At 66.7% G+C, this 20,603-nt stretch carries 23 protein-coding genes and 1 pseudogene; 13 read left to right on the top strand and 11 right to left on the bottom strand.

The features are described from left to right. Positions 1–18: 18 nt before the first annotated feature. Both RS901_RS25845 and RS901_RS25840 read right to left on the bottom strand, forming a co-directional pair. Positions 19–483 carry a RidA family protein gene (locus RS901_RS25845; RefSeq protein WP_316156988.1) on the bottom strand — a complete coding sequence of 155 codons (465 nt, stop codon included), beginning with the start codon at positions 481–483 and terminating at the stop codon, positions 19–21. Positions 484–633: 150 nt separating this feature from the next. Continuing rightward, positions 634–1,584: a GlxA family transcriptional regulator gene (locus RS901_RS25840; protein WP_316156986.1), complete on the bottom strand. Its 951-nt coding sequence runs from the start codon at positions 1,582–1,584 to the stop codon at positions 634–636. A gap of 170 nt (positions 1,585–1,754) precedes the next feature. On the opposite strand from RS901_RS25840, the gene RS901_RS25835 reads away from it, so the two are divergent. Continuing rightward, the gene (locus RS901_RS25835) at positions 1,755–2,558 is read left to right on the top strand and encodes an SDR family oxidoreductase (RefSeq protein ID WP_316156985.1); all 804 of its coding nucleotides are present in this window, start codon (positions 1,755–1,757) and stop codon (positions 2,556–2,558) included. Between the two features lie 301 nt (positions 2,559–2,859). Continuing rightward, positions 2,860–3,171, top strand: coding sequence for a hydroxyquinol 1,2-dioxygenase (locus RS901_RS25830; protein WP_316156984.1), 312 nt, complete (start codon positions 2,860–2,862; stop codon positions 3,169–3,171). 19 nt (positions 3,172–3,190) lie between these two features. Here the strand turns inward: RS901_RS25830 and RS901_RS25825 are convergent, their stop codons facing one another. The 8 genes from RS901_RS25825 to RS901_RS25790 all read right to left on the bottom strand — a co-directional run bounded on the left by RS901_RS25825 (position 3,191) and on the right by RS901_RS25790 (position 10,599). Beyond that, complete coding sequence (locus tag RS901_RS25825) at positions 3,191–4,225, bottom strand: LacI family DNA-binding transcriptional regulator (protein WP_316156983.1); 1,035 nt, start codon at positions 4,223–4,225, stop codon at positions 3,191–3,193. Positions 4,226–4,317: 92 nt separating this feature from the next. Then, a complete protein-coding gene (locus RS901_RS25820; RefSeq protein WP_316156982.1) occupies positions 4,318–5,301 on the bottom strand; it encodes a tripartite tricarboxylate transporter substrate binding protein in 984 nt (327 codons plus the stop codon). A gap of 87 nt (positions 5,302–5,388) precedes the next feature. Continuing rightward, positions 5,389–6,492: a porin gene (locus RS901_RS25815; protein ID WP_316156981.1), complete on the bottom strand. Its 1,104-nt coding sequence runs from the start codon at positions 6,490–6,492 to the stop codon at positions 5,389–5,391. Between the two features lie 86 nt (positions 6,493–6,578). After that, a complete protein-coding gene (locus RS901_RS25810) occupies positions 6,579–6,920 on the bottom strand; it encodes a cupin domain-containing protein (protein WP_316156980.1) in 342 nt (113 codons plus the stop codon). Then, positions 6,917–7,894 carry a zinc-binding alcohol dehydrogenase family protein gene (locus RS901_RS25805; protein ID WP_316156979.1) on the bottom strand — a complete coding sequence of 326 codons (978 nt, stop codon included), beginning with the start codon at positions 7,892–7,894 and terminating at the stop codon, positions 6,917–6,919. The genes RS901_RS25810 and RS901_RS25805 overlap by 4 nt, the downstream gene beginning before the upstream one ends. A 41-nt stretch (positions 7,895–7,935) precedes the next feature. Continuing rightward, positions 7,936–8,820 (bottom strand): 3-keto-5-aminohexanoate cleavage protein, encoded by an 885-nt coding sequence (locus tag RS901_RS25800; RefSeq protein WP_316156977.1) that lies wholly within the window; start codon positions 8,818–8,820, stop codon positions 7,936–7,938. 51 nt (positions 8,821–8,871) lie between these two features. Then, positions 8,872–9,621 (bottom strand): SDR family oxidoreductase, encoded by a 750-nt coding sequence (locus RS901_RS25795; RefSeq protein WP_316156976.1) that lies wholly within the window; start codon positions 9,619–9,621, stop codon positions 8,872–8,874. A gap of 42 nt (positions 9,622–9,663) precedes the next feature. Then, positions 9,664–10,599: a dioxygenase gene (locus RS901_RS25790; protein ID WP_316156975.1), complete on the bottom strand. Its 936-nt coding sequence runs from the start codon at positions 10,597–10,599 to the stop codon at positions 9,664–9,666. 413 nt (positions 10,600–11,012) lie between these two features. Between RS901_RS25790 and RS901_RS25785 the strand changes: the two genes are divergently transcribed. Next, positions 11,013–11,321, top strand: coding sequence for a hydroxyquinol 1,2-dioxygenase (locus tag RS901_RS25785; protein WP_316156974.1), 309 nt, complete (start codon positions 11,013–11,015; stop codon positions 11,319–11,321). A gap of 33 nt (positions 11,322–11,354) precedes the next feature. Beyond that, a complete protein-coding gene (locus tag RS901_RS25780) occupies positions 11,355–11,774 on the top strand; it encodes an organic hydroperoxide resistance protein (protein ID WP_316157291.1) in 420 nt (139 codons plus the stop codon). A 94-nt stretch (positions 11,775–11,868) separates the two neighbouring features. Here the strand turns inward: RS901_RS25780 and RS901_RS25775 are convergent. Continuing rightward, positions 11,869–12,632: pseudogene (locus RS901_RS25775) on the bottom strand (helix-turn-helix domain-containing protein). 105 nt (positions 12,633–12,737) lie between these two features. Here RS901_RS25775 and RS901_RS25765 point away from each other — a divergent pair. The 9 genes from RS901_RS25765 to RS901_RS25725 all read left to right on the top strand — a co-directional run bounded on the left by RS901_RS25765 (position 12,738) and on the right by RS901_RS25725 (position 20,599). After that, positions 12,738–13,793, top strand: a complete 1,056-nt coding sequence (locus RS901_RS25765; protein WP_316156973.1) for a LacI family DNA-binding transcriptional regulator — start codon at positions 12,738–12,740, stop codon at positions 13,791–13,793. 245 nt (positions 13,794–14,038) lie between these two features. Further along, on the top strand, positions 14,039–14,842 hold the full coding sequence (locus tag RS901_RS25760; protein WP_316156972.1) for a transporter substrate-binding domain-containing protein: 804 nt from the start codon (positions 14,039–14,041) through the stop codon (positions 14,840–14,842). A 54-nt stretch (positions 14,843–14,896) separates the two neighbouring features. Then, the gene (locus RS901_RS25755) at positions 14,897–15,655 is read left to right on the top strand and encodes an amino acid ABC transporter permease (RefSeq protein ID WP_316156971.1); all 759 of its coding nucleotides are present in this window, start codon (positions 14,897–14,899) and stop codon (positions 15,653–15,655) included. Next, positions 15,652–16,302 carry an amino acid ABC transporter permease gene (locus RS901_RS25750; protein ID WP_316156970.1) on the top strand — a complete coding sequence of 217 codons (651 nt, stop codon included), beginning with the start codon at positions 15,652–15,654 and terminating at the stop codon, positions 16,300–16,302. The genes RS901_RS25755 and RS901_RS25750 overlap by 4 nt, the downstream gene beginning before the upstream one ends. Then, positions 16,289–17,023, top strand: coding sequence for an amino acid ABC transporter ATP-binding protein (locus tag RS901_RS25745; protein WP_316156969.1), 735 nt, complete (start codon positions 16,289–16,291; stop codon positions 17,021–17,023). Before RS901_RS25750 ends, RS901_RS25745 begins: the two co-directional genes overlap by 14 nt. After that, complete coding sequence (locus RS901_RS25740; RefSeq protein WP_316156968.1) at positions 17,020–17,808, top strand: sugar phosphate isomerase/epimerase family protein; 789 nt, start codon at positions 17,020–17,022, stop codon at positions 17,806–17,808. The genes RS901_RS25745 and RS901_RS25740 overlap by 4 nt, the downstream gene beginning before the upstream one ends. Further along, positions 17,805–18,749, top strand: coding sequence for a sugar kinase (locus tag RS901_RS25735; protein WP_316156967.1), 945 nt, complete (start codon positions 17,805–17,807; stop codon positions 18,747–18,749). Before RS901_RS25740 ends, RS901_RS25735 begins: the two co-directional genes overlap by 4 nt. A gap of 20 nt (positions 18,750–18,769) precedes the next feature. Beyond that, positions 18,770–19,759 carry a D-glycerate dehydrogenase gene (locus tag RS901_RS25730; RefSeq protein ID WP_316156966.1) on the top strand — a complete coding sequence of 330 codons (990 nt, stop codon included), beginning with the start codon at positions 18,770–18,772 and terminating at the stop codon, positions 19,757–19,759. A gap of 24 nt (positions 19,760–19,783) precedes the next feature. Continuing rightward, entirely contained in the window at positions 19,784–20,599 is an 816-nt protein-coding gene (locus tag RS901_RS25725) for a shikimate dehydrogenase (protein WP_316156965.1), read from the top strand. The last annotated feature ends 4 nt before the right edge of the window (positions 20,600–20,603 follow it).

The following is a 20,603-nucleotide window of genomic DNA, read 5'->3' as shown; positions in this document are numbered from 1 at the left end:
CGGCACACGCCGCGCTGCTTATGCAGGCCGGATCTGGGCAATGACCACGAGGATCACGGCCGCATTCGCCGGCTGCTGGAAGTGCGAGGAGATGGTTCGCGCGTGGCCGGCCTTCTCTGCCAGCACCTCGCCAAACAGGTCGGAGGCACCGTCGAGCACCGCCGGCTGCCCGAACCAGCCGGGCGCGCTGGCGATGTGCCCGTCGACGCGGACGATGTGGTCCAGGCGCTCGAAGCCACCCAGATAGGCATGGATCTGCGCCAGCACGTTGAGCGCCGCCAGCTCGGCGGCACGCCTGCCCTGCCCGACATCCAGGTCCTTGCCGACCTGGCCTTGCCAGACCACCTTGCCATCCTGCAAGGGCAACTGCCCGGAAATGAACAGCAGGTCGCCGGCCTGGCTGACCGCGGTATAGCTGCCGAGGGGCTGCGGGGGCTGCGGCAGCACCAGGCCGCGCGCTGCGAGACGTTCTTGCACAGACATGCTGGCTCCAATCAGGTGAGGGTCACGCGACCAACTCTATGTGCGCGCCGGCATGGGATAAAGGCATGGCGGGGAACAGGAATTGGTACCTGGGGTAACAAGTCGGATGCCCGACTTCCTTGCATGCCCCTGTACCGGCACGGGCCGCCCCTACGCAGTCTGCAATTCATCGCCGCGCGCCATGCGCCGGATCGCCTGCGGCGGTTGGCCGAACGCCCGCAGGAACGCACGCCGCATGCGCTCGCGGTCACCGAAGCCGGTATCCCGCGCCACCACATCGATGGCATGGCGGCCGCTTTCCATCATCAGCCTGGCCGCCTCCACGCGCAGGTGCTCCACGGCCTTGGCGGGGGTCTGCCCGGTCTCGTCACGAAATGCGCGCGCGAACTGCCGCGGGCTCAGGTGCGCCGCATCCGCCAGTTGGTCCACCGAAAGTTCCTGTTGCAGGTTCTGCCTTGCAAAATCCAGCGCGGCACGAATGCGGTCCGAGCGCGGTTCCAGGTCCAGCAGTGCCGAGAACTGTGACTGCCCGCCGGCGCGCCGGTGATATACGACCAGTGACTTCGCCACATCGCGCGCAACCGCGCCACCGGCGTCTTTCTCCACCAGCGCCAACGCCAGGTCGATGCAGGCCGACATCCCGGCCGAGGTCCAGATCGGACCGTCGATGATGAAGATGCGGTCCTCTTCCACGCTGACGTTCGGGAAGCGCCGCCGCAACTGCTCCGCGTAGTACCAGTGCGTGGTGGCGCGGCGGCCTTCCAGCACCCCGGCCTCGGCCAGGTTGAAGGCACCGGTGCAGGTGGCGCCGATGCGCCGCGAAGTCCGCGCCGCACGTTGCAGGAACTTCACCAGCGCGGGCGCCGTGGGCAGCACGTCGTTGTCTCCCACCACCAACACGGTATCGAAGCGGCGCCTGCCGAACGGCTCGGTGCTGACGAAAAAACCACCGGAACTCAACACGGGTCCGCCATGCTCGGACAGCAGGTGGACCTGGTACAGCGGCTCTCCAAGCGAGCGGTTGGCGAACTCCAGCACCGTCGAGACCGCAAGGTTCAGCACCTGGAAGCCGGGATAGAGGGCAAGGGCCACGTGATGCATGTCGAACTCCTCATGGCAGTGAAAGGCAATCTGCGCGTATGGCAGAAAAGGTGGTATCTATGACATTGGTGTCATGGCCATTGTGCTCCTAATCTTGGTTTCACGCAGCCGGCCGATCCGGGCCGACCGCCACGAATACTCCCTCCCTCACTGAATCCGGAGCTTTGAACATGACCACGCACAACCATCCCGGCACCGCCCTCATCACCGGTGCTTCTTCCGGCATCGGCGCCATCTATGCGGAGCGCCTGGCGCGCAGGGGCCACGACCTGATCCTGGTGGCGCGCAACCGCGCGCGGCTGGAAGCACTGGCCCGCCGGATTACCGACGATACCGGCCGCTCGGTCGAGATCGTGACCGCCGACCTTGGCCAGGCTGCCGATGTACGACGCATCGAAGAGATCCTGCGCACGGATGCGAGCATCACCACGCTGGTCAACAACGCCGGCTTCGGCGGCGCTGCACCGCTGCTGGAATCGGATGTCGACACCATGCAGGCAATGATCGAGCTCAACGTCACGGCCCTGACCCGGCTCACCTATGCCGCCGCACCGGCCTTCGTCGCGCGCGGCGAGGGCACGATCATCAATATCGCCTCGGTCGTGGCGGTCGCGCCCGAGATCCTGAACGGTGTCTACGGCGGCTCCAAGGCGTTTGTGCTGGCCTTTACCCAGTCGCTGCAGCATGAGCTTGCCGGCAAGGGCGTGCGCATCCAGGCGGTCCTGCCGGGGGCCACCCGCACCGAGTTCTGGGACACCGCCGGCCAGCCGGTCGAGAACCTGCCGCAATCGATAGTCATGAGCGGCGACGACCTGGTCGACGCGGCCCTGGCGGGGCTGGACCAGGGCGAGGTGATTACCGTGCCGTCGTTGCCCGACGTGGCCGACTGGAACACGTTCGAGTCAGCACGCGCCGCGCTCGGCCCCAATCTTTCGCGTGACCAGCCCGCTACCCGGTACGGCGTTGCCCGGTAACTGACGGCTCGCGGACGCGCGCGGCCTTTACACCACCCTCCCCCGGGCGCGCGGTATCCGGAAAGCGCTCCGGCCGCCGCGCGCCTCCTCCCTGCCACCTACGCCAGCAGGCGCCTCCCATGGTCCTTTTGTACCGCTATGTATCAAGCGCAGGAATCGATACGTGCCCTGACAGAAACAGGGTCTCCACGCTATAGCGCAGATACACCGGTTTCCTTTAATGCATCTCATGGACCGACGGCATGCGTCGACAAGACGATCCCGGCCGCGCAGTGCAACCCAGACCTCAAGGAAACCGACCATGACTACCCATCTCACCAAGCGCATTGTTCTCGCCCTCGCCCTGGCAGCTGCTGCCGCCGGCGCCCAGGCCGCCGGTTCCGGCGCGCGCGATCCGTTCAGCGAAGGCGCACGTTCCGTGCAGGACGCACGCAACGCATTCACCGACGGCGCCCGCGCCGTGCAGGACGCACGCGACCCGTACACCGAGGGCGCGCGCAATGTCGATCCGTACGACAAGGGTGAACGCATCCTGGCCGGGTGGGACCGCACGGGTCCGTCCGCCGATCCGGCGCGCAGCTTCGATCCCTACCAGGACGGCGCCCGCGCCTGATGGCCAGCATTGGCCTCGGCTATTCCGCTGCGCGCGGCGCAGCCGTGGAACCGCGCACGATCAGTTGCGGCGTCAGTTGCACGGTGACGGCATCGGAGGCTGGCTTGTCGATCTTCCTGAGCAGGAGCCGGGCTGCCTCCTCGCCCATTTCGTGGACGGCAATGCGCACGGTGGTCAGCGGCGGCGTCAGGGCGTCGGCAAACGGCATGTCGTTGTGGCCCACCACCGAGACGTCTTCGGGGCAACGCATGCCGCGCTCGCGCAGGAAGTCGTAGCAACCCATCGCCACCAGGTCATTGCCGGCGGCGATGGCGGTCATCTGCGGGAATGCCGCGAACAGCTGCTCGCAAGCGATCCGGCCGGCTTCACGCGAATAGCTGGCGGCTTCCATGACTTGCCATTCGCCGCGGCGCAGGCGGTGGCGCTTCACCGCCTGAAGGAAGCCCTCGCGACGCAAGAAGCCGGTCGACAGCGAGGCTGGTCCCGCAATATGCCCGATGCGGCGGTGGCCCAGGCCGACCAGGTGGTCGACCGTCTGCCGCATCGCCAGCAGGTTGTCGCTCACCACGCAGGACACCCGGCCCGTGTCTTCCCCCCGGTTGACCGTGACCACGGGGATATGCTGCTTGAGGCAGTAGGCGAGGATCGGATCGTCCCGTTCCGCGGTGGCGAGCACCAGTCCTTCGACTTGCCGGCCGATCATCTGGTCGATGACAAAACGCTGCCGGCTTTTGTCGGTACCGGCATTGACCACGATCGGCACGTAGCCCTGCTGCGCCAGCACGGATTCGATCCCGGCCAGGATGGGCGGAAACACCGGGTTGGAAATATCGGGCAGCACCACGCCCACCAGTCCGGAACGCTGGGTGCGCAGCCCCGCCGCGATGCGGTTGGGGCGGAAGCCGCGGGCCTCGGCAACCGCCAGGATGCGAGCCGCCACGTCCTCAGCCACCAGGTGCCGCGTGGCCGGGTTCATCACTCGCGAGACGGTCGAGTAATGCACGTCGATCTCGGCAGCCAGGTCTTTCAGGGTGAGGCGCTTGCGCTCGGGCATGACGGCAGTTGGCGGGGCGGCAGCCCGGGGAGAGTTGGAATACGCCATTCTAAGCCACCCCCGCGCCGTCGCCGCTCGCCTGCGGGCTAGCGCTACTGCCCCGCCTTCACGCCGGATTGCCTGACCACCGGCGCCAGCTTGCCGATCTCCGCCTGGATATAGGCTGCAAACTCCTGCGGCGACGAGCGCTTCGGCTCCGCGCCCTGGGCGGCAAGGCGCTCGCGCACATCCGGCGCGGCCAATGCCTTGCCGATCTCGGCATTGAGCGCATCGACGACTTCCTTCGGGGTGCCGGCGGGCGCCAGCACGCCGAACCAGGAGTCGAACGCGTAGCCGGGGAAGCCCGACTCCGCCACCGTGGGAATATCCGGCAGCACGCTGGCGCGCCTGGCCGTGGTGACCGCCAGCGCCCGCAGCTTGCCCTGTTTGACGAACGGCATGGCCGATACGCTAGGCGCAAACATCATGTCGCCCCGGCCAGCCATGACGTCGGTCAGCGCTTCGCCCGTGCCCTTGTACGGGATATGGACGATGTCGATGCCGGCCTGCATCTTGAACATCTCGCCGCTCAGGTGGGTGGAGCTGCCGGAACCCGCCGAGTCGAAATTCAGCGCGCCCGGCGTCGCCTTGGCGGCGTTGACGACGTCCAGCACCGATTTGTACTTGCTGCCGGCATTGACCACCAGCACATTGGGGACCGTGGCCACCAGCGAGACCGGTGCGAAGTCCTTCACCGTGTCATACGAGAGTTTGGGATACAGCGTGGCGTTGATGGCATGCCCGACCGAAACCAGGATCAGCGTGTAGCCGTCCGGCGCCGCCTTGGCCACGCCGGTGGCGCCCAGGGTGCCGCCGGCGCCGGGGCGGTTGTCGACGATCACCTGGTAGGTGCCGCCCTCGCCCATCTTGCTGCCAATGATGCGCGCCAGGATGTCGGTGGCACTGCCGGCCGAGAACGGCACCACCAGCCGGATCGGCTTGCTGGGATATTGCGGTTGCGCGTGGGCGGCGGGTGCGGCCGCCAGCATGAGCCATGACGCCAGCGCCAGCACGGTGCCTTGGATGGATCGAATCATTCTGTGTCTCCTCACTTCAGAAGCGAGCGCTGGCACCGCGCATCGCCGTTGAATGCGGCGCGCCCATGCCGGGCGTGCCGCCCTGCCTCAGAAGAAATGCCGCATGCCGAGCGCGACCGTCTGCGGGTCTGCACCCGCGCTCACGCCCAGTTCATTGATGGCAAAGTCGTAGATCGCATTGCGCTTGTTGTTGATGCGGCTGTAGTACGCATACAGCGCGGTGCGCTTGGACAGCGGATAGTCGTAGCCGACCGTGATCTGCGTGGCGCCCGTTTCCGCGCCGCTGCGGAAGAAGCCCACCGTCTCGGTCGCATTGCCCGCGCCATTGCTGGCAAGGCCAAAACCGACGCGCACGCTGCCCGGCCCGAGCTTCTGCACCAGCGAGGCGTAGTACCCATTGCGGGTCAGGTCGCCGGTCGCGGTGCGGTAGTGGAGCCGTTCATAGAGCAGCGCCACGGTGGTGGTCGGGAACTTGTACGAGACGCCCGCCTTCATCGCGTCATCGTTGCGGCCGGCGGTCTGGTAGTGCTGGTGGACTTCATAGGCCAGCGCCACGTTGAGCGGGCCGTTGTCGTAGGCCGCCGAGAACGAATACAAGCCGGGATTGCGCGGTACGGTGGTCTTCTCCTCGTTCACGCCCCACGCCGCGGCGCCGCTGAAGCCGGCGAACGACGGCGTCTTGTAGACGATGATGTTCTTCTGCCGGCGGTCGAACGAGCTGGTGTCCTGGACGTTGTCGGAACTGGACGTGGAGCCGTTCCCGATCAGCGCCATATAGCCGGCAGTGGTCGGATAGTACGGGTCGTAGGCCAGCGTCGATTCGGTGTATGGGGTCTGCCAGTGCCCCAGGAACAGGGTGCCGGCATCTCCCTGCAGCCCCACCCGAGTATTGCGCCCGGCCACCTGGCCCTGGCCGGTATCGAGCGAGAAATTGCTTTCGATCTGCCAGATGGCTTTCAGGCTGCCGCCCAGGCCTTCTTCGCCGCGCATGCCGAAGACTGAGCGGTTGTTGGTCAGGCGCCCCACGCCGCCAAGGCGGGTGCCGTCGGTAGCGGTGTTGGCATAGGAATACTCCAGTGCCGTATTGATGCGCCCGTACAGGGTCACGGCTGACTGCGCGCAGGCCTCGCCGCCACAGGCTGCGGCCATGGCCGCCATGAGCAGATGGCTGCGCTTTCTGATGGGTTGCATTTGTCTCCCCTTGGTTTGTCGTGGTTGTTCTGGGCGGTCCGTCTGCTCCGCCATTTTGCAATCGTTTGCAGTCCGGCCCGAGAGAATCAGCTCTTGGGATACGGCATCGCCAGCAGCAGCAGCGCCGGCCGGTTACCCGGGTTCGACACCTGCCGCGCCTCACCCGGCGCCAGGCGCACGGAATCGAACTGGCCCAGCGTCACGACCTCGTCGGGCGTGGCGATGCAGACTTCGCCTTCCAGCACGACGTAGTGCTTTTCCACCGGCGAGGCATCCATCGACGTATGGCCGCCCGGCAGCAGCACCGAGACCCCCATCCACAAGGCTTCGGACGGTCCCGCTTCATGCCCTTGCAGGCGCAGGCAATGCATGCCTTCGTGGTTGGCCGGGAAGTAGGCCGGCGCCTGTGCGAACCGGGTCGTGTTCATGGCTTCAGCACCACGCGTTCGGTCGCGCCCTGCAGGACCGCCCGGTAGGCCTCCTTGGCGTTGGAGAGCGCATAGGTGTAGTCGGAAAGGACCGGGAACGGCCGCAGCGCACCCGAGGCAAACATCGGTGCGAGCTGGTCAAGGATGCCCGCGCAGGCGTTGCTGTCCAGCGCGAGGGTGTCGACGCCCACATAGGTGTGCTGGCCGCGATAGAAAGCGAAAATGTCGAACGGCACCGGCTTCTCGATGGTCGAGATGAAGATCTGCGCCGCGCCGATCGCCATGGCCTGGTTGGCCTGTTCAAAGTAGGGGCTTCCCACGGTGTTGTAGACGATATCCGCACCGTGTCCATCGGTCTCTTCGCGCACCACCGCGGCAATGGATTCGCTGCTGGCATCGATCATGCGCACGTCGCCGGTGGCATGGCCGCGATAGGCCTCCGCGGTGCGCTCCACGGCAAAGACGCGGGCGCCGAGCGCGGTGGCGATCTGGATCGTTGCCTGCCCCACCTTGCCATTGCCGCCACACACCAGCACGGTGCTGCCAGCCTGCGGCATGCCCGCGCGGCGCAGCCCTTCATAGGCGGTGATGAACGGCACACCCACGGCGCCGGCTTCCAGCAGCGACACCGACGCCGGCTTGGCGCGCACCGCGCTGGCCTGGATGCGCAGGTACTTGCCATGCGTGCCGTCGCGGCGGATGCCGAGCTCGCCGCCGCTGCCCCAGACTTGCTGGCCCAGCAGCTCGGAGGGACCGTCGACCACCAGGCCTGCATAGTCGCGGCCTGGCGTGCGCGGCCAGACCGCATGCGGCATCAGGCCGAGCGTTGCCTTCACGTCGCTCGGGTTCACGCCGGCGCTGGCCACCTCGATGATGACCTGACCCGGCGCCGCTTCCGGGCGCTGCACGCCGAGCAGCTCCAGTTGCAGGGCATCGATATTGGTGGCTTTCTCGCTGACTCGAATGGTATTCATGGTGATTTCTTCCTCAAATGTTTCGTTCGGTATGGCCGGGATCAGGCCTCGCGCAGGCCAAGCGTGCGCCGAGCCTCGGCCGACGAGGCAATCTCGCCGCCGAGCGACCTGACGATGTCGCGCGCCTTGGCGACCAGCGCTGCGTTGCTTGGCGCCAGCACGCCCTTCTCCAGATAGATGTTGTCTTCCATGCCGACACGCACGTGTCCGCCTGCGAGCCATGCCTGGGCGACGATCGGGAACTCCGCGCGGCCGATGCCGAATGCCGACCAGTGGGCGCCGGCGGGCAGCATGTTGCGCGCGTAGAAGATGGTTTCCGGCGTGGGCGCAAAGCCGTACTTCACGCCCAGCACCAGGGTCCACAGGCCGGGGCCGTCCAGCACGCCTTCACGGATGAAGTCGAGCGCCATGTTGAGGTCGCCGGAATCGAAGATCTCCAGCTCGGGCATGACGCCGGCCGCGCGGATCACGCCGGCCATCTTGCGTACGTTGGTGGGCGTGTTGATGACCACGTCGCCGCCCGAGTTCATGGTGTTCAGGTCGAGCGAGCAGACGTCCGGGCGCAGCGCCGCGATGTGTTCGACGCGCTTCGCGGGATGCAGCAGCGTGGTGCCCGGCGCCGCCACGCGCGGCTCGTCCTCGCTCGGCACGAAGCGGCCACCGGGCCCGGTGGTGAGGTTGATAATCAGCGAGCGGTTGCGCTTGCGGATGCGGTCGATGACATCGGCGTAGTAGTCGAGCGACATCGACGGGCGCCCGGTTTCGGGGTCGCGCACGTGGATGTGGGCGGCAGCTGCGCCGGCCTCCGCGGCTTCCAGCGCAGCGTCGGCAATCTGGGCCGGCGTGACCGGCAAGCCGGGGTGCTGCTCCGGGGTGACGATATTGCCGGTCACCGCGCAGGTGATGATGGTCTTGCGTGCGTGCATGAGCGAAGGTCAGTGATGGAAATGCGATTGGGTAGACATGGAGGGCCTGGCCTATCCAAGCAGGCGGCCGCCGTCCACGACGATGGTGGTGCCAGTGGCAAAGCGCAGTGAGGTCGCGCAGGCAGCGATGGCATCGGCCACGTCCTGTGCCTGGCCGACGCGCTTGAGCGGCGTCGACTTGGCGGCGCGCTCGTTGAAACCGCTGTCGCGTCCCGGCACGAAGGCGGTATCGACCACGCCAGGTGAAACGTTCAGCACGCGGATATGCGGCGCCAGCGCGCGTCCGAGCGACATCGCCATGACATCGAGCCCGGCCTTGGCAGCGCAGTACGCAACATTGCTGCCCTGCCCCGTACGGCCGGCGATGGACCCGACATTGACCACCAGCCCGTCGCCATTGGCGCGCAGGTGCGGCGCGAACGCACGGATCGCGGCAAACTGCCCGCGCCAGTTGACGGCAAACAGTTCATCGATCAGCGCATCGTCCAGGGCGTCGAGGTCGGCGTGCGGGATCGCCCGCGTAAAGCCTGCGGTGTTCACCAGGATATCGACGCGGCCGTAGTGATGGCTGACCTCGTCGGCCAGCGCGCGCAGCGAGGCGCTGTCGGCAATCTCGGCCACGGCGGCAAGATGGTTGCCGGCAGGCAAGGCCGCCGTGGCACTGGCCGCCTTGTCGGCGTCGCGCCCGGTCAGCACGACGCTTGCGCCAAGCCGCGCCAGCGTTTCACCGGCGGCAAAGCCGATGGCGCCGGTGCCGCCGAGGATCACGGCCACCTTGCCGGAAAGAGAAGTAGCACTCATGGTTTCAATGTGGGAATGGGTCAGGGGAAGCCGATTTGGCCTTCAGTCGATCGGCGGCTTCGGGAAGGTCTGCTCGCCGGGCTCGAGCGTGAAATCGAACGCCAGCGTGTAGAACGGCGCCGGCACATCGCCCCACGGGCTGCGGCCTTGGTGGTGCAGCCGGAGATCGCCAACCAGTTGCCGATGCACGCCGAACGTGACATCGGATTCCAGCTTGTCCGGCGTGTCGGCAAACACCTGGGTGACGAGCGTCCGATAGCCCGGCGCCGCGACGATGAAATGGATATGCGCCGGCCGGTACGGATGGCGCTGCTGCTCGGCCAGTAATGTGCCTACCGGGCCGTGGGTCGGCACCGGATAGCCGGCAGGCCGTACCGTGCGAAAGTGATAGCCACCGCTTTCATCGGTATGGAAGCAGCCGCGCAGGTTGCGGTCGGGCTGGGTCGGGTCCTGGTTGTCATACAGCCCCACCGGCGACGCCTGCCAGATCTCGACCAGCGCGCCTGGCAGCGGCGTGCCATCGGTTGCGCGCACGGTGCCGCTGACCAGCAGCGGCAAGCCCGGCGCGTCGTCCTGCACCACGCAGTCACCGCAGTCATAACGCGGCGCGTTGGCGCGATAGAACGGGCCGAGCAGCGCGCCGGGCGTGCGCCCGTCCCTGGTGCTGTTGTTCATGACGGTCACCAGCGTCGACAGCCCCAGCACGTCGGCAGCCAGGACAACCTCGTTGTGTTTGGCATTGGTCGCATGGCCGAGACTGGCGATATACCCCAGGGCCAGCTCGAATTCCTCGTCGGACAGCCGCACCTCGGACAGGAACCCGTGGAGGTGCCGCACCAGCGAATCCATGACGAAGCGCAGGCGGGGATTGGTGGTATTGGCCATGGCCGCCTGGACCACGCCTGTCACCGAGTGTTCGTCCTCGATCAGCGCCAGACGCTCGCCTTGTGGCGCCTGTCGCTCGCTGGAAGTTCCCATGTTTTGTCTCCTTTGCAAACGTTTGCATTATCAGCGGTTCCAACGGATGGTCAAGGCCGAAGTTGGTCACCGCCACGACTTGCAACGGCTGCCATTCGACCGAAATCACAATCAAAACAAGGGAGTACGGAGGATTTTCAGGAGAAACCCTAGGTGCAAGCAGAGGCACCGAATGTGGCGCATAGGCCCGTCCGAGACCCTGCCGATGTGGTTCCCCAACCCATTCGCGCATGAATTTTGTACCCGTCTGTATCAGGCTGCCGCAGCGATACGTGTTCCGACAGAGACCCCCTCACGCGCTACGGGCCAGATACATCGATCGCCTTAAATGCATTCCGTGGCCCGGCGGCGAACATCAATGAAGCCAGTCCCTGCCGCGCAATACCGAACCCAAACCCTTGAGGAAATCGATCATGACTACCCACATCGCCAAGCGCTTTGTCTTCGCCATCGCCCTGGTTGCCGCCGCTGCCGGTGCGCAGGCCGCCGCACTGTCCCAAGCGGGCGCGCGAGACCCGTTCACCGACGGTGCGCGCTCCGTGCAAGAGGCACGCAGCCCGTACAACGACGGCGCGCGTGCCATCGACCCGTTCACGGACGGTGCGCGCAACGTGGATCCGTACTACGACGGCGCGCGCACCCTGTCCGGCCTGGACCGCACCGGCGTTTCGGCGGACCCGGCGCGCAGTGTCGACCCCTATCTTGACGGCGCCTACGCCTGAACCTCAACTTTCTGAATGACCAAGGAACGCATCATGACCCGTATCGAAAAAGTGCTGTACACCGGCAAAGTCCATATCACCGCAGGCGGACGCGACGGCGAAGCCCGCAGCGATGACGGCCGGCTGAACCTTCAACTGTCCTCGCCGGGCACCAAAGGCCCGGGCACGAACCCGGAGCAATTGCTCGCCGCGGGATGGTCGGCGTGCTTTATCGGCGCGATCGGGCTGGCCGCCGGCAAGATGAAAGTGAAGCTGCCGGCCGAGCTTTCGGTCGACGCCGAGGTTGACCTGGGCACGGCTGGCGAGGCCTATTTGCTGCAGGCCCGGCTCAATGTCCACATCCCCGGCATCGAACCTGAAGTGGCCCAGGCATTGGTAGATACCGCGCACCGGACCTGCCCGTACTCGAAGGCCCTGCACGGCAGCATCCACGTCGAAACCAGGCTGGTCTGACGTACACCGTGACCTGCCCGAGGCAATCGGGCAGGTCATCTTCCAGAACCAAAGCGGACCCTCTGTCCGGCGCCGTCGCGTTCCATGTGACGTTCTAACGCTTGCGCGCGAAGAGACTCGGTGGCTGGCCGACGTGCCGGCTGAACGCGGTACTGAAGGTACTTGCCGAGCCGTAGCCGACCCGTTCAGCAACCTCGGCGATCCCGAGGTCATGGCGACGGAGCAAGTCCTTCGCCACGGCCATGCGCCAGGCGATCAGGTATTCCATCGGTGGCATTCCCACGGCGCGCGTGAAGCGCTCAAAAAGGTCGAGCGCGACAGCGCGGCCTTCTTTGCAAGTTGAGCCACCGTCCACGAGCGCGCGGGATCGGCGTGCATCTGCCGCATCGCTGACGCGAGTCGCGCATCGGCCAGGCCGCGCAGCAAGCCGGGGGGTGCGTCCTCCCCCGACGTTGAGCGCGGCGCTTCGATCAGCAGCACCTCCACCAGGCGCGTGAGCACGAGCTCGCGGCCCGAGCTCCGTTCACCCGATTCCTCGCCGACGAGCCGAACGATGGCCGAAAGCCGCTCGGCGCCGCGCACATGCACCAGCGCCGGCAACAGCGACACCAGTAACGCGGCATTGGACGAGTCGAAGACAAAGTAGCCGCCGAGCAGACGCACATCGGGACTTTGCTTCACTCTCACAACCGGCAGCGGTAACGACCGAGGCCGATGTGGCCGAAGCGGTTTGGCGTGCCGCCAACGATAGGTCCGGGCTGCTTCGGTTTCCGGCAGGTGCCGATGCGGTAGCGCTGGCTCATTCAGGATAAGCGGCGAAGGGCATCCGGCCCTTCGACGGTTCGCCGCACGAGGTATGGGAGCCCAATCGCGGCCTCGCGCAATCGGATGGCCCGGAGGCTGGCACACCCCGACACGCCCGAGGCATAATCGTGAAACTGGTTTCACCGAGACCCGAATCCTATGCCGCGCCCTGTTACCCGACCTGTGTCCGACCAGAAACCCGCAGAGAAACTCACCATCCAGGACGTTGCCGACTATGCGGGCGTCTCCAAGGCAACCGTATCACGCTACCTGAACCGGGGCGGCGAGCAGTTGTCCGCGGACGTGGAGGCGCGCGTGGCCTCGGCCATCCGCGCGCTCGGCTACAGCCCCAGCCCGATGGCGCAGGGGCTCAAGCGCGGCAAGTCGCGCCTGATCGGGCTGGTGGTCGCGGATGTCTCCAATTCGTTCTCGGTGGCCGTGCTGCGCGGCGTCGAGAAGGCCTGCCGCGACGCCGGCTATATGGTGATGCTGTTCAACCTCGGCAATGACGAGCAACTTGAGCGTGAAGCCATTCGCTCGCTGTCGGCCTACCGGGTCGAGGGCTTTATCCTGCACACGCTGGGCCACGATGCCGGCGCCCTGGCCGATGCGGCGCAGCTGGGCAAGCCAGTGGTACTGGTCGACCGCAAGGTCGGTGATGCCGAAGTCGACCTGGTGGCCCTGGACAACCTGACCGCCGTCCAGGAAGCCGCCGGCCACCTGGTCGAAGCCGGCTATCGGCACCTGCTCTTCATCAGCGAGCCGATCAAGGCCATCAGCTCGCGCAACGAGCGGGCGCGCGCGTTCCAGGCCTTTGTCGCCGAACACGCGGACAAGGTTGGAGGGACCGTTTTTGAAGCCCAGAGGGGCGATGACGATGCCCTGGATGAAGCGCTCCGCGCGCTGCGCCGTGGCGCCGGACAGGCACCCGTAGCCGTGCTGGCAGCCAACGCAGTGATCTCGCTGCGCGTGGCCGCATCAGCCGCCAGACTGGGGTGGCAACTTGGCGCCGACCTGGGCCTGATTGGCTTCGATGATCCGGAATGGGCCGCATTGGTCGGTCCTGGCCTCAGCGCCATTTCCCAGCCCACCGATGATATCGGGCGCGTCGCCACCAACTGCCTGATCGAGCGCCTGCAAGGCGCGCAACTGCCGCCGCGCCGGGTGCTGTTGCCTGGCACCCTGGTCACGCGCGGATCCACCCGCCGCGCCTGATTGCAGAGCCCTTCCCCGCCGGCGTCCGCCGTGCCCGCCTGATCCACGCCTGCACCCGCTTCACACGTCCAGCGGGTGCCTGACGTGCCTGTTTCCGCATCCGCCAAACGCAGTTTTTGCCCGTAAGGGTTTCCACTGCTGGACCTCTGAAACCGGTTTCCTATAATCATGAAACCGGTTTCACGACGGTGCTTGCCAAACGCTGCGACGCCAGCGACACATTCCATAACGTGCAGGAGACATTGATGAACGTCCAACGCTTGTTGCGCCGCGTAGCCGCGCCCGTGCTGACTCTGCTGGTCCTGACCAGCGCCGCTTTCACCGCCCAGGCGCAGACCGTCGCCGAGATCGTCAAGAAGGGCAAGGTCACCATCGGCGTGGTGACCGGCGCCCCGCCCTTCGGCACCACGGACGCCACCGGCAAACCCGCCGGCTATGACGTCGACGTGGCCAACCTGCTCGGCAAGTACCTGGGCGTTCCGGTCGATATCGTCCCACTCACCTCGCCCAGCCGGATTCCGGCGCTGGAGGCCGGCAAGGTCGATTTCCTGGTCGCCACGCTGGCGCCGACGCCCGAGCGCGCGCGGGCCATCATGTTCAGCGCGCCCTACAGCGCGTTCGAGCTGACCATCTTTGCTCCCGTCGCTGCCAAGTACGCCAAGCTGACCGAACTCGGGAAGAAGAAGGTAGGCGTGACGCGCGGCACCACGCAGGACAGCGCGCTGACCCGGCTGGCCGTGCCCGGCATGAACATCGTCCGCTTTGAGGACGATGCCACCTGCGCGCAGGCCCTGATTAGCAACCAGGTCGAGGCCATTGCCCTGCCCAACACCACCGGCAACGAGATCATGAAGGCGCGCGGCGCCGGCAAGTTCGACGCCAAGTTCGCGTTCTCGGTGCAACCGAATTCAATGGCCGTGCGCCGCGATGCCTTCGAGCTGCGCCAGTGGCTCAACACCACCATCTCCTACGTCAAGCTCAATGGCGAACTCGATGCCATTGCGCAGAAGTGGACCGGCAAGGCGCTGCCCACGCTGCAAGCGTTCTGATCCAGGCCGTCTGAGGTTGCGCGCCGGCGCCAGCCGGCGTGCCAGGAGACCCACATGAACTACCAATTTGAATGGACCCCGGTGCTGTCGCAGCTGGACCGCTTCGCGGAAGGCGCGGCGATGACGCTGGCGCTCAGCTTCGGCTCGATCCTGCTTGGCACCGTGGTCGGCACCGCCGGCGCCATTGCCGCCGCGTTTGGCGGCCCCTGGCTGCAGCGCACCACCAGGGCCTACGTCGAAGCCATCCGCAACACGCCCTTCCTGATCCAGCTCTTCATCATCTTCTTCGGCTTGCCGACCGTTGGCCTGCAGATCGATGCCGTCACCGCCGCGGTGATTGCGATGACCGTCAACCTCGGCGCCTACTCGACGGAAATCATCCGGGCCGGCCTGCAGGCGGTGCACCGTTCGCAGCTTGAAGCCGCCGCCGCGCTGGGCATGACACGCTGGCAGCTGATCCGCCACGTCGCCCTGGCGCCGGCCTTCGAGAAGGTCTATCCGGCCCTGACCAGCCAGTTCACGCTGATGATGCTGACGTCGAGCGTGGTGTCGACGATCTCGGTGGAAGAGCTGACGGCGGTCGCCAGCCAGGTCGATTCGCAGACCTTCCGCACCTTCGAGAGCTACATCCTGGTCATGTTCATCTATATCGGGCTGGCACTGCTGCTGCGCGCCATGTTCGGCCTGATCGGCAACCTGGTGTTCAAGCGGCGCCGCGTGGTGGCGCGTGCACGAAAGCTGGCCCGCACGGCCCGCGTCGTTCCGCTGGCGCAAACGGAACTGACGGCAGCGGTTGCAGGGAGCGCGAAATGATCACCGAGTTCTCCTGGAATCATCTTGAAATCCTGCTGCTGGCGGCACGCTGGACGCTGTGGGTGACCTTGCTCGCCTTCGTCGGCGGCACGCTCGCCGGTTTCCTGGTGGCGCTGGCGCGTACCTCCAGAAGCCCGCTGCTGCGCCTCGCCAGCACGGCCTATATCCAGGTCGTGCAAGGCACGCCGGTGCTGATCGTGCTGTTCCTGAGCTACTACGGACTCTCCGTGCTCGGGCTCAAGCTGTCGCCGATGGTGGCGGCCATGCTGGCGATGTCGATCTACGCCAGCGCCTACCTTGGCGAGATCTGGCGCGGCTGCATCGAGGCCGTGCCACAAGGACAGTGGGAAGCCAGCGAAGCGCTCGCCCTCACCCGCTGGCAGCAGCTGCGCTACGTGGTGCTGCCACAGGCCGTGCGGCTAGCCTTGCCGCCTACGGTGGGGTTCTCGGTCCAGTTGGTCAAGAACACCTCGATCACTTCCATCATCGGCGTCATCGAACTGACCCGCGCCGGCCAGCTGATCAACAACGCGACCTTCCAGCCCTTCGCGGTCTTCGTCGTCGTCGCACTTATCTACTTCGCGCTCTGCTTCCCGCTGTCGGCGGCGGCCCGGCGCATGGAAAGGAGGCTCCATGTCAATCGTTGAAGCACAAGGCGTGCACAAATCATATGGCGCAGTCGAAGTCCTGAAGGGCGTTTCGTTTGCGATCGAACCGGGCCAGGTGGTCGCCATCATCGGCCGCAGCGGCTCCGGCAAGAGCACCATGCTGCGTTGCCTGAACGGCCTGGAGACGATCAACGCCGGCAACATCACCGTCGCCGGACACAAGCTGGATCACGACCGCAAGCGCTTGCTCGACCTGCGCCGCGATGTGGGCATGGTGTTCCAGAGCTACAACCTGTTTCCGCACCTGACCGTGGGCGAGAATATCGCGCTGGCGCCGTCCATCGTGAAGAAGATGGCCGCAAGCAAGATCGACGGCATCGTCGACCAGGTGCTGACCCAGGTCGGCCTGCTCGACAAGAAGGACTGCTACCCGGAGCAGCTCTCGGGCGGCCAGCAGCAGCGCGTGGCCATCGCCCGATCGCTGGCGATGGAGCCCAAGGTGATGCTGTTCGACGAAGTCACCTCCGCGCTCGACCCTGAGCTGACGGCGGAAGTGCTTCGGGTTATGGAGAACCTGGCCGCCTCCGGCATGACCATGGTGCTGGTCACGCATGAGATGGAGTTTGCGCGCCGCATGGCGCATACCACCATCTTCATGCACCAGGGCAAGGTCCACGAGGCGGGCCCGTCCAAGGCGCTGTTCGCGCAGCCGCGGACACCGGAACTGCAGCAATTCCTCAGCGCGGGAGCACTGAAATGAGCCAGTGGCAAGCAGATGGCGCTTCGCGCCCGCCGGTGCTGATCTCGCTGACGGCCTATGGCGCCGACCTCGCCCTGCGCGACGGACAGGCCGCGCTGGCGCGGATTGCCGCGGCAGCCGGGGCGGACGGCGTGGAATTCCGCGGCGAACTCCAGCGCGGGCACAAGGATGAAATCATTGAACAGCGCGCGGTCGCCCAGCAGCATGGGCTGAGCGTGGTCTGGTCCAGCCCGGAAGGCCTGTGGAATGACGCAGGCAGCCTCGATGCCGCCGCGCTCGACCGTGCCTTCACCACCGCGCTGGCGCTCGGTGCGACCCGGGTCAAGATGTCGCTTGGCGGCTATCGGGAAGGCATGGCGGTGGAAACACTGCTTCCCTGGCTGCGGCACGATGGCATCGAACTCGTCGTGGAAAACGACCAGACCGCCCAGGCCGGCACCGTGCCGCCGCTGCGCGACTTCTTCGCGCGTATCACGGCGCTCGGCGAGTCCGTGCCGATGACCTTCGACATGGGCAACTGGCACTGGACCGGCCAAGACCCGCTCGACGCCGCGCAGGTCTTCGGCGCCGGCGTCGGCTACGTGCACTGCAAAGGCGTGCAGCGCACGCCCGCCAAATGGATCGCGGTGCCGCTTGACCAGTCGGCGGCACCATGGCGCGCCGTCTTGCGCCGGCTGCCCACGCACGTTGCGCGTGCGATCGAATTCCCGCTGCAAGGCGAAGACCTGGTGCAGGTCACGCGCAGTCATGTCGAACTGCTGCGTTCGGTGGAGGTCCCCGCATGAGCACCGATCTTGACGTGGTCACGCTGGGCGAGGCGATGCTGATGCTGGTCGCCGGCGAAGCCGGGCCGCTCGAAGGCGCCCAGACCTTCCACAAGCGCACCGCCGGTGCCGAGACCAATGTGGCCATCGGCCTGTCGCGCCTGGGACTGAAGGTCGGATGGGCCAGCCGGCTGGGCGATGACTCGATGGCGCGCTACCTGCTCGGTGAAATGCAGCGCGAAGGCGTGGATTGCAGCCAGGTGGTGTGCGAGCCCGGTGAGCGCACCGGCTTCCAGTTCAAGGGCCGGGTCGACGACGGCAGCGATCCGCCCGTCGAATACCACCGCCGCGGCTCGGCGGCGAGCCGCATGAACCCGGAGCACCTGGACGGCAGGTGGCTGCGGCGCTCGCGGCATCTGCACGTCACCGGCGTGTTCCCCGCGCTGGCCGCAGGCACGCAGGCTGCCACACGCCAGGCCATCGCCACCATGCAGGCCGCCGGCCGCACGATCTCATTCGATCCCAACCTGCGGCCCACGCTGTGGGCCTCGCCCGAGTTGATGCGGGAGACGCTGAACGACCTCGCGCAGCAGTGCGACTGGGTGCTGCCCGGCATCGAAGAAGGCCGCTTTCTCACCGGCCACGCCGAGCCGGAACGCATTGCCGCCTTCTACCGTGCCCGCGGCGCCAGGCTGGTGGTGGTGAAGCTTGGTGCCGACGGCGCCTGGTTCGATGGCGAGGCCGGCACCGGCCATGTCGAGGCATTCAGCGTCGAGCGTGTCGTCGACACCGTTGGCGCCGGCGATGGCTTTGCCGTGGGCGTGATCAGCGCACTGCTGGAAGGCCGGTCAGTAAGCGACGCCGTCCGGCGCGGCGCCTGGATCGGCGCCCGCGCGGTGCAGGTGCGGGGCGATACCGAAGGCCTGCCGACCCATGCCCAGCTGGCGGCCGCCAGTTTGTGAAGCCACTGCAAGGATTACCCATGCGCAAGAATGTACTGGTGTTCCGCCCGATTCCTGACGACCTGCTCGCCAGGATCGAGTCGGAGCATGACGTGATCGTGGCCGACCCGCGCCAGCCGGCACAACGGCCGGCCTTCCGCGCCGCGCTGGCCAACGCCCATGGCCTGATCGGCTCCAGCGTGAAGCTCGGCGCCGTGGAACTGGCCGACGCCAGCCGGCTGGAGGTGATCTCGAGTATTTCGGTCGGCGTCGACAACTACGACCTTCCCTGCCTGCACCGGCGCGGCATCACCCTGTGCCACACGCCCGGCGTACTCACCGAGACCACCGCCGACACGGTCTTCGCGCTCATCATGGCTACGAGCCGCCGCCTGGTCGAGCTGGCGGCCCACGTAAGCGAAGGCCGCTGGACCGCCAATATCGGCGAAAGCCTGTTCGGCTGGGACGTACACGGCAAGACCCTGGCGATCCTGGGCTTCGGACGCATCGGCCAGGCCGTGGCGCGCCGCGCGGCGCTCGGCTTCGGCATGGAGGTGCTCTACGTCAACGAGACTGCCGGGGAACCGCCCGACCTGGTGGGACGCGCGACCCGGACGGAACTCGACGATGCCTTGCGCAGAGCCGACATCGTCGCCGTCACGCTGCCCCTGACGGACAGCACGCGCGGCCTGATGGGCCGGCGCGAGTTCGCGCTGATGAAGCCGGGCGCCATCTTCGTCAACGGCGCCCGCGGCCAGATCGTGCAGGAAAACGCGCTGCTCGCGGCGCTCGACAGCGGCCACCTGCGCGCGGCCGGGCTGGACGTCTTCGCCACCGAGCCCCTGCCTCAGGATTCACCGCTGCGCAGCCATCCCAAGGTGACAGCCCTGCCCCATATCGGCTCGGCCACGCATGAGACCCGGCGCGCCATGGCCGAACTCGCCACGCGCAACCTGCTGGACGCGCTCGCCGGGCGGCAACCCGCCGCGCGCTTCGACCTGGCGGCCTTTGCCGTCCAGGCAGCCGCCTGATTTTCTCCGCAAGGACAACCCGCAATGCCCGGTTCCATTCCCACGCTGTGCGGCTCGATCATGGGCGAGCCTTTCACCTTCAATGTGCGCATCCACAATGCCGCCTACCGGGCCCTCGGGATCGACTACACCTTTGTGTGCTTCGGGGTGCAGGACGTGCCCGGCGCCGTGCAATCGATCCGCGCGCTCGGCGTGCGCGGCATGAATGTCTCGATGCCGCACAAGCAGGCCGTGATCGCGCATCTCGACCATCTCGACGAGACCGCCCGCGCCATCGGCGCGGTCAACACCATCAACAATATCGATGGCGTGCTGACCGGCTACAACACCGATTGCATCGGCGCCGTCCGGGCGTTCCAGGAGGTGACGGAAGTGGCCGGCAAGCGCATTGCGCTGCTGGGCGCGGGCGGCGCGGCGCGGGCGATGGCCTATGGCTTGCGCGAGGCCGGCGCCAGCGTGACCGTGTTCAACCGCACCGCGGCGCGCGGCGAGGAACTGGCCGCCTCACTTGGCTTGCGCTTTGGCGGCGCGTTGACGGACTTCCGCGCGGCGGATTTCGACATGCTCGCCAACGCGACCGCCGCCGGCTTTCGCGCCCCCGATGTCAACCCCGTCGCCGGACAGCTCGCCGCACACCTGATCGTCATGGACGCTGCGTTCATTCCGGTCAGGAGCAAGCTGATCCGGGATGCCGCCGCGCTTGGCTGCCGCACCATCGACGGCACGCGCATGATGCTGCACCAGGCGTGCGCCCAGGTCGAGTTCTACACCGGCTGCGCACGCGCGCCGATCGATGCGATGGAGACTGCGCTACTTGAGGAGATTGCCCGCCTGTCTTGAGCCC

The sequence above is a fragment of the Cupriavidus sp. BIC8F genome (assembly GCF_032465815.1).
Taxonomy (GTDB): Bacteria; Pseudomonadota; Gammaproteobacteria; order Burkholderiales; family Burkholderiaceae; genus Cupriavidus; species Cupriavidus necator.
This window is presented reverse-complemented; position numbering and strand designations above follow the sequence as displayed.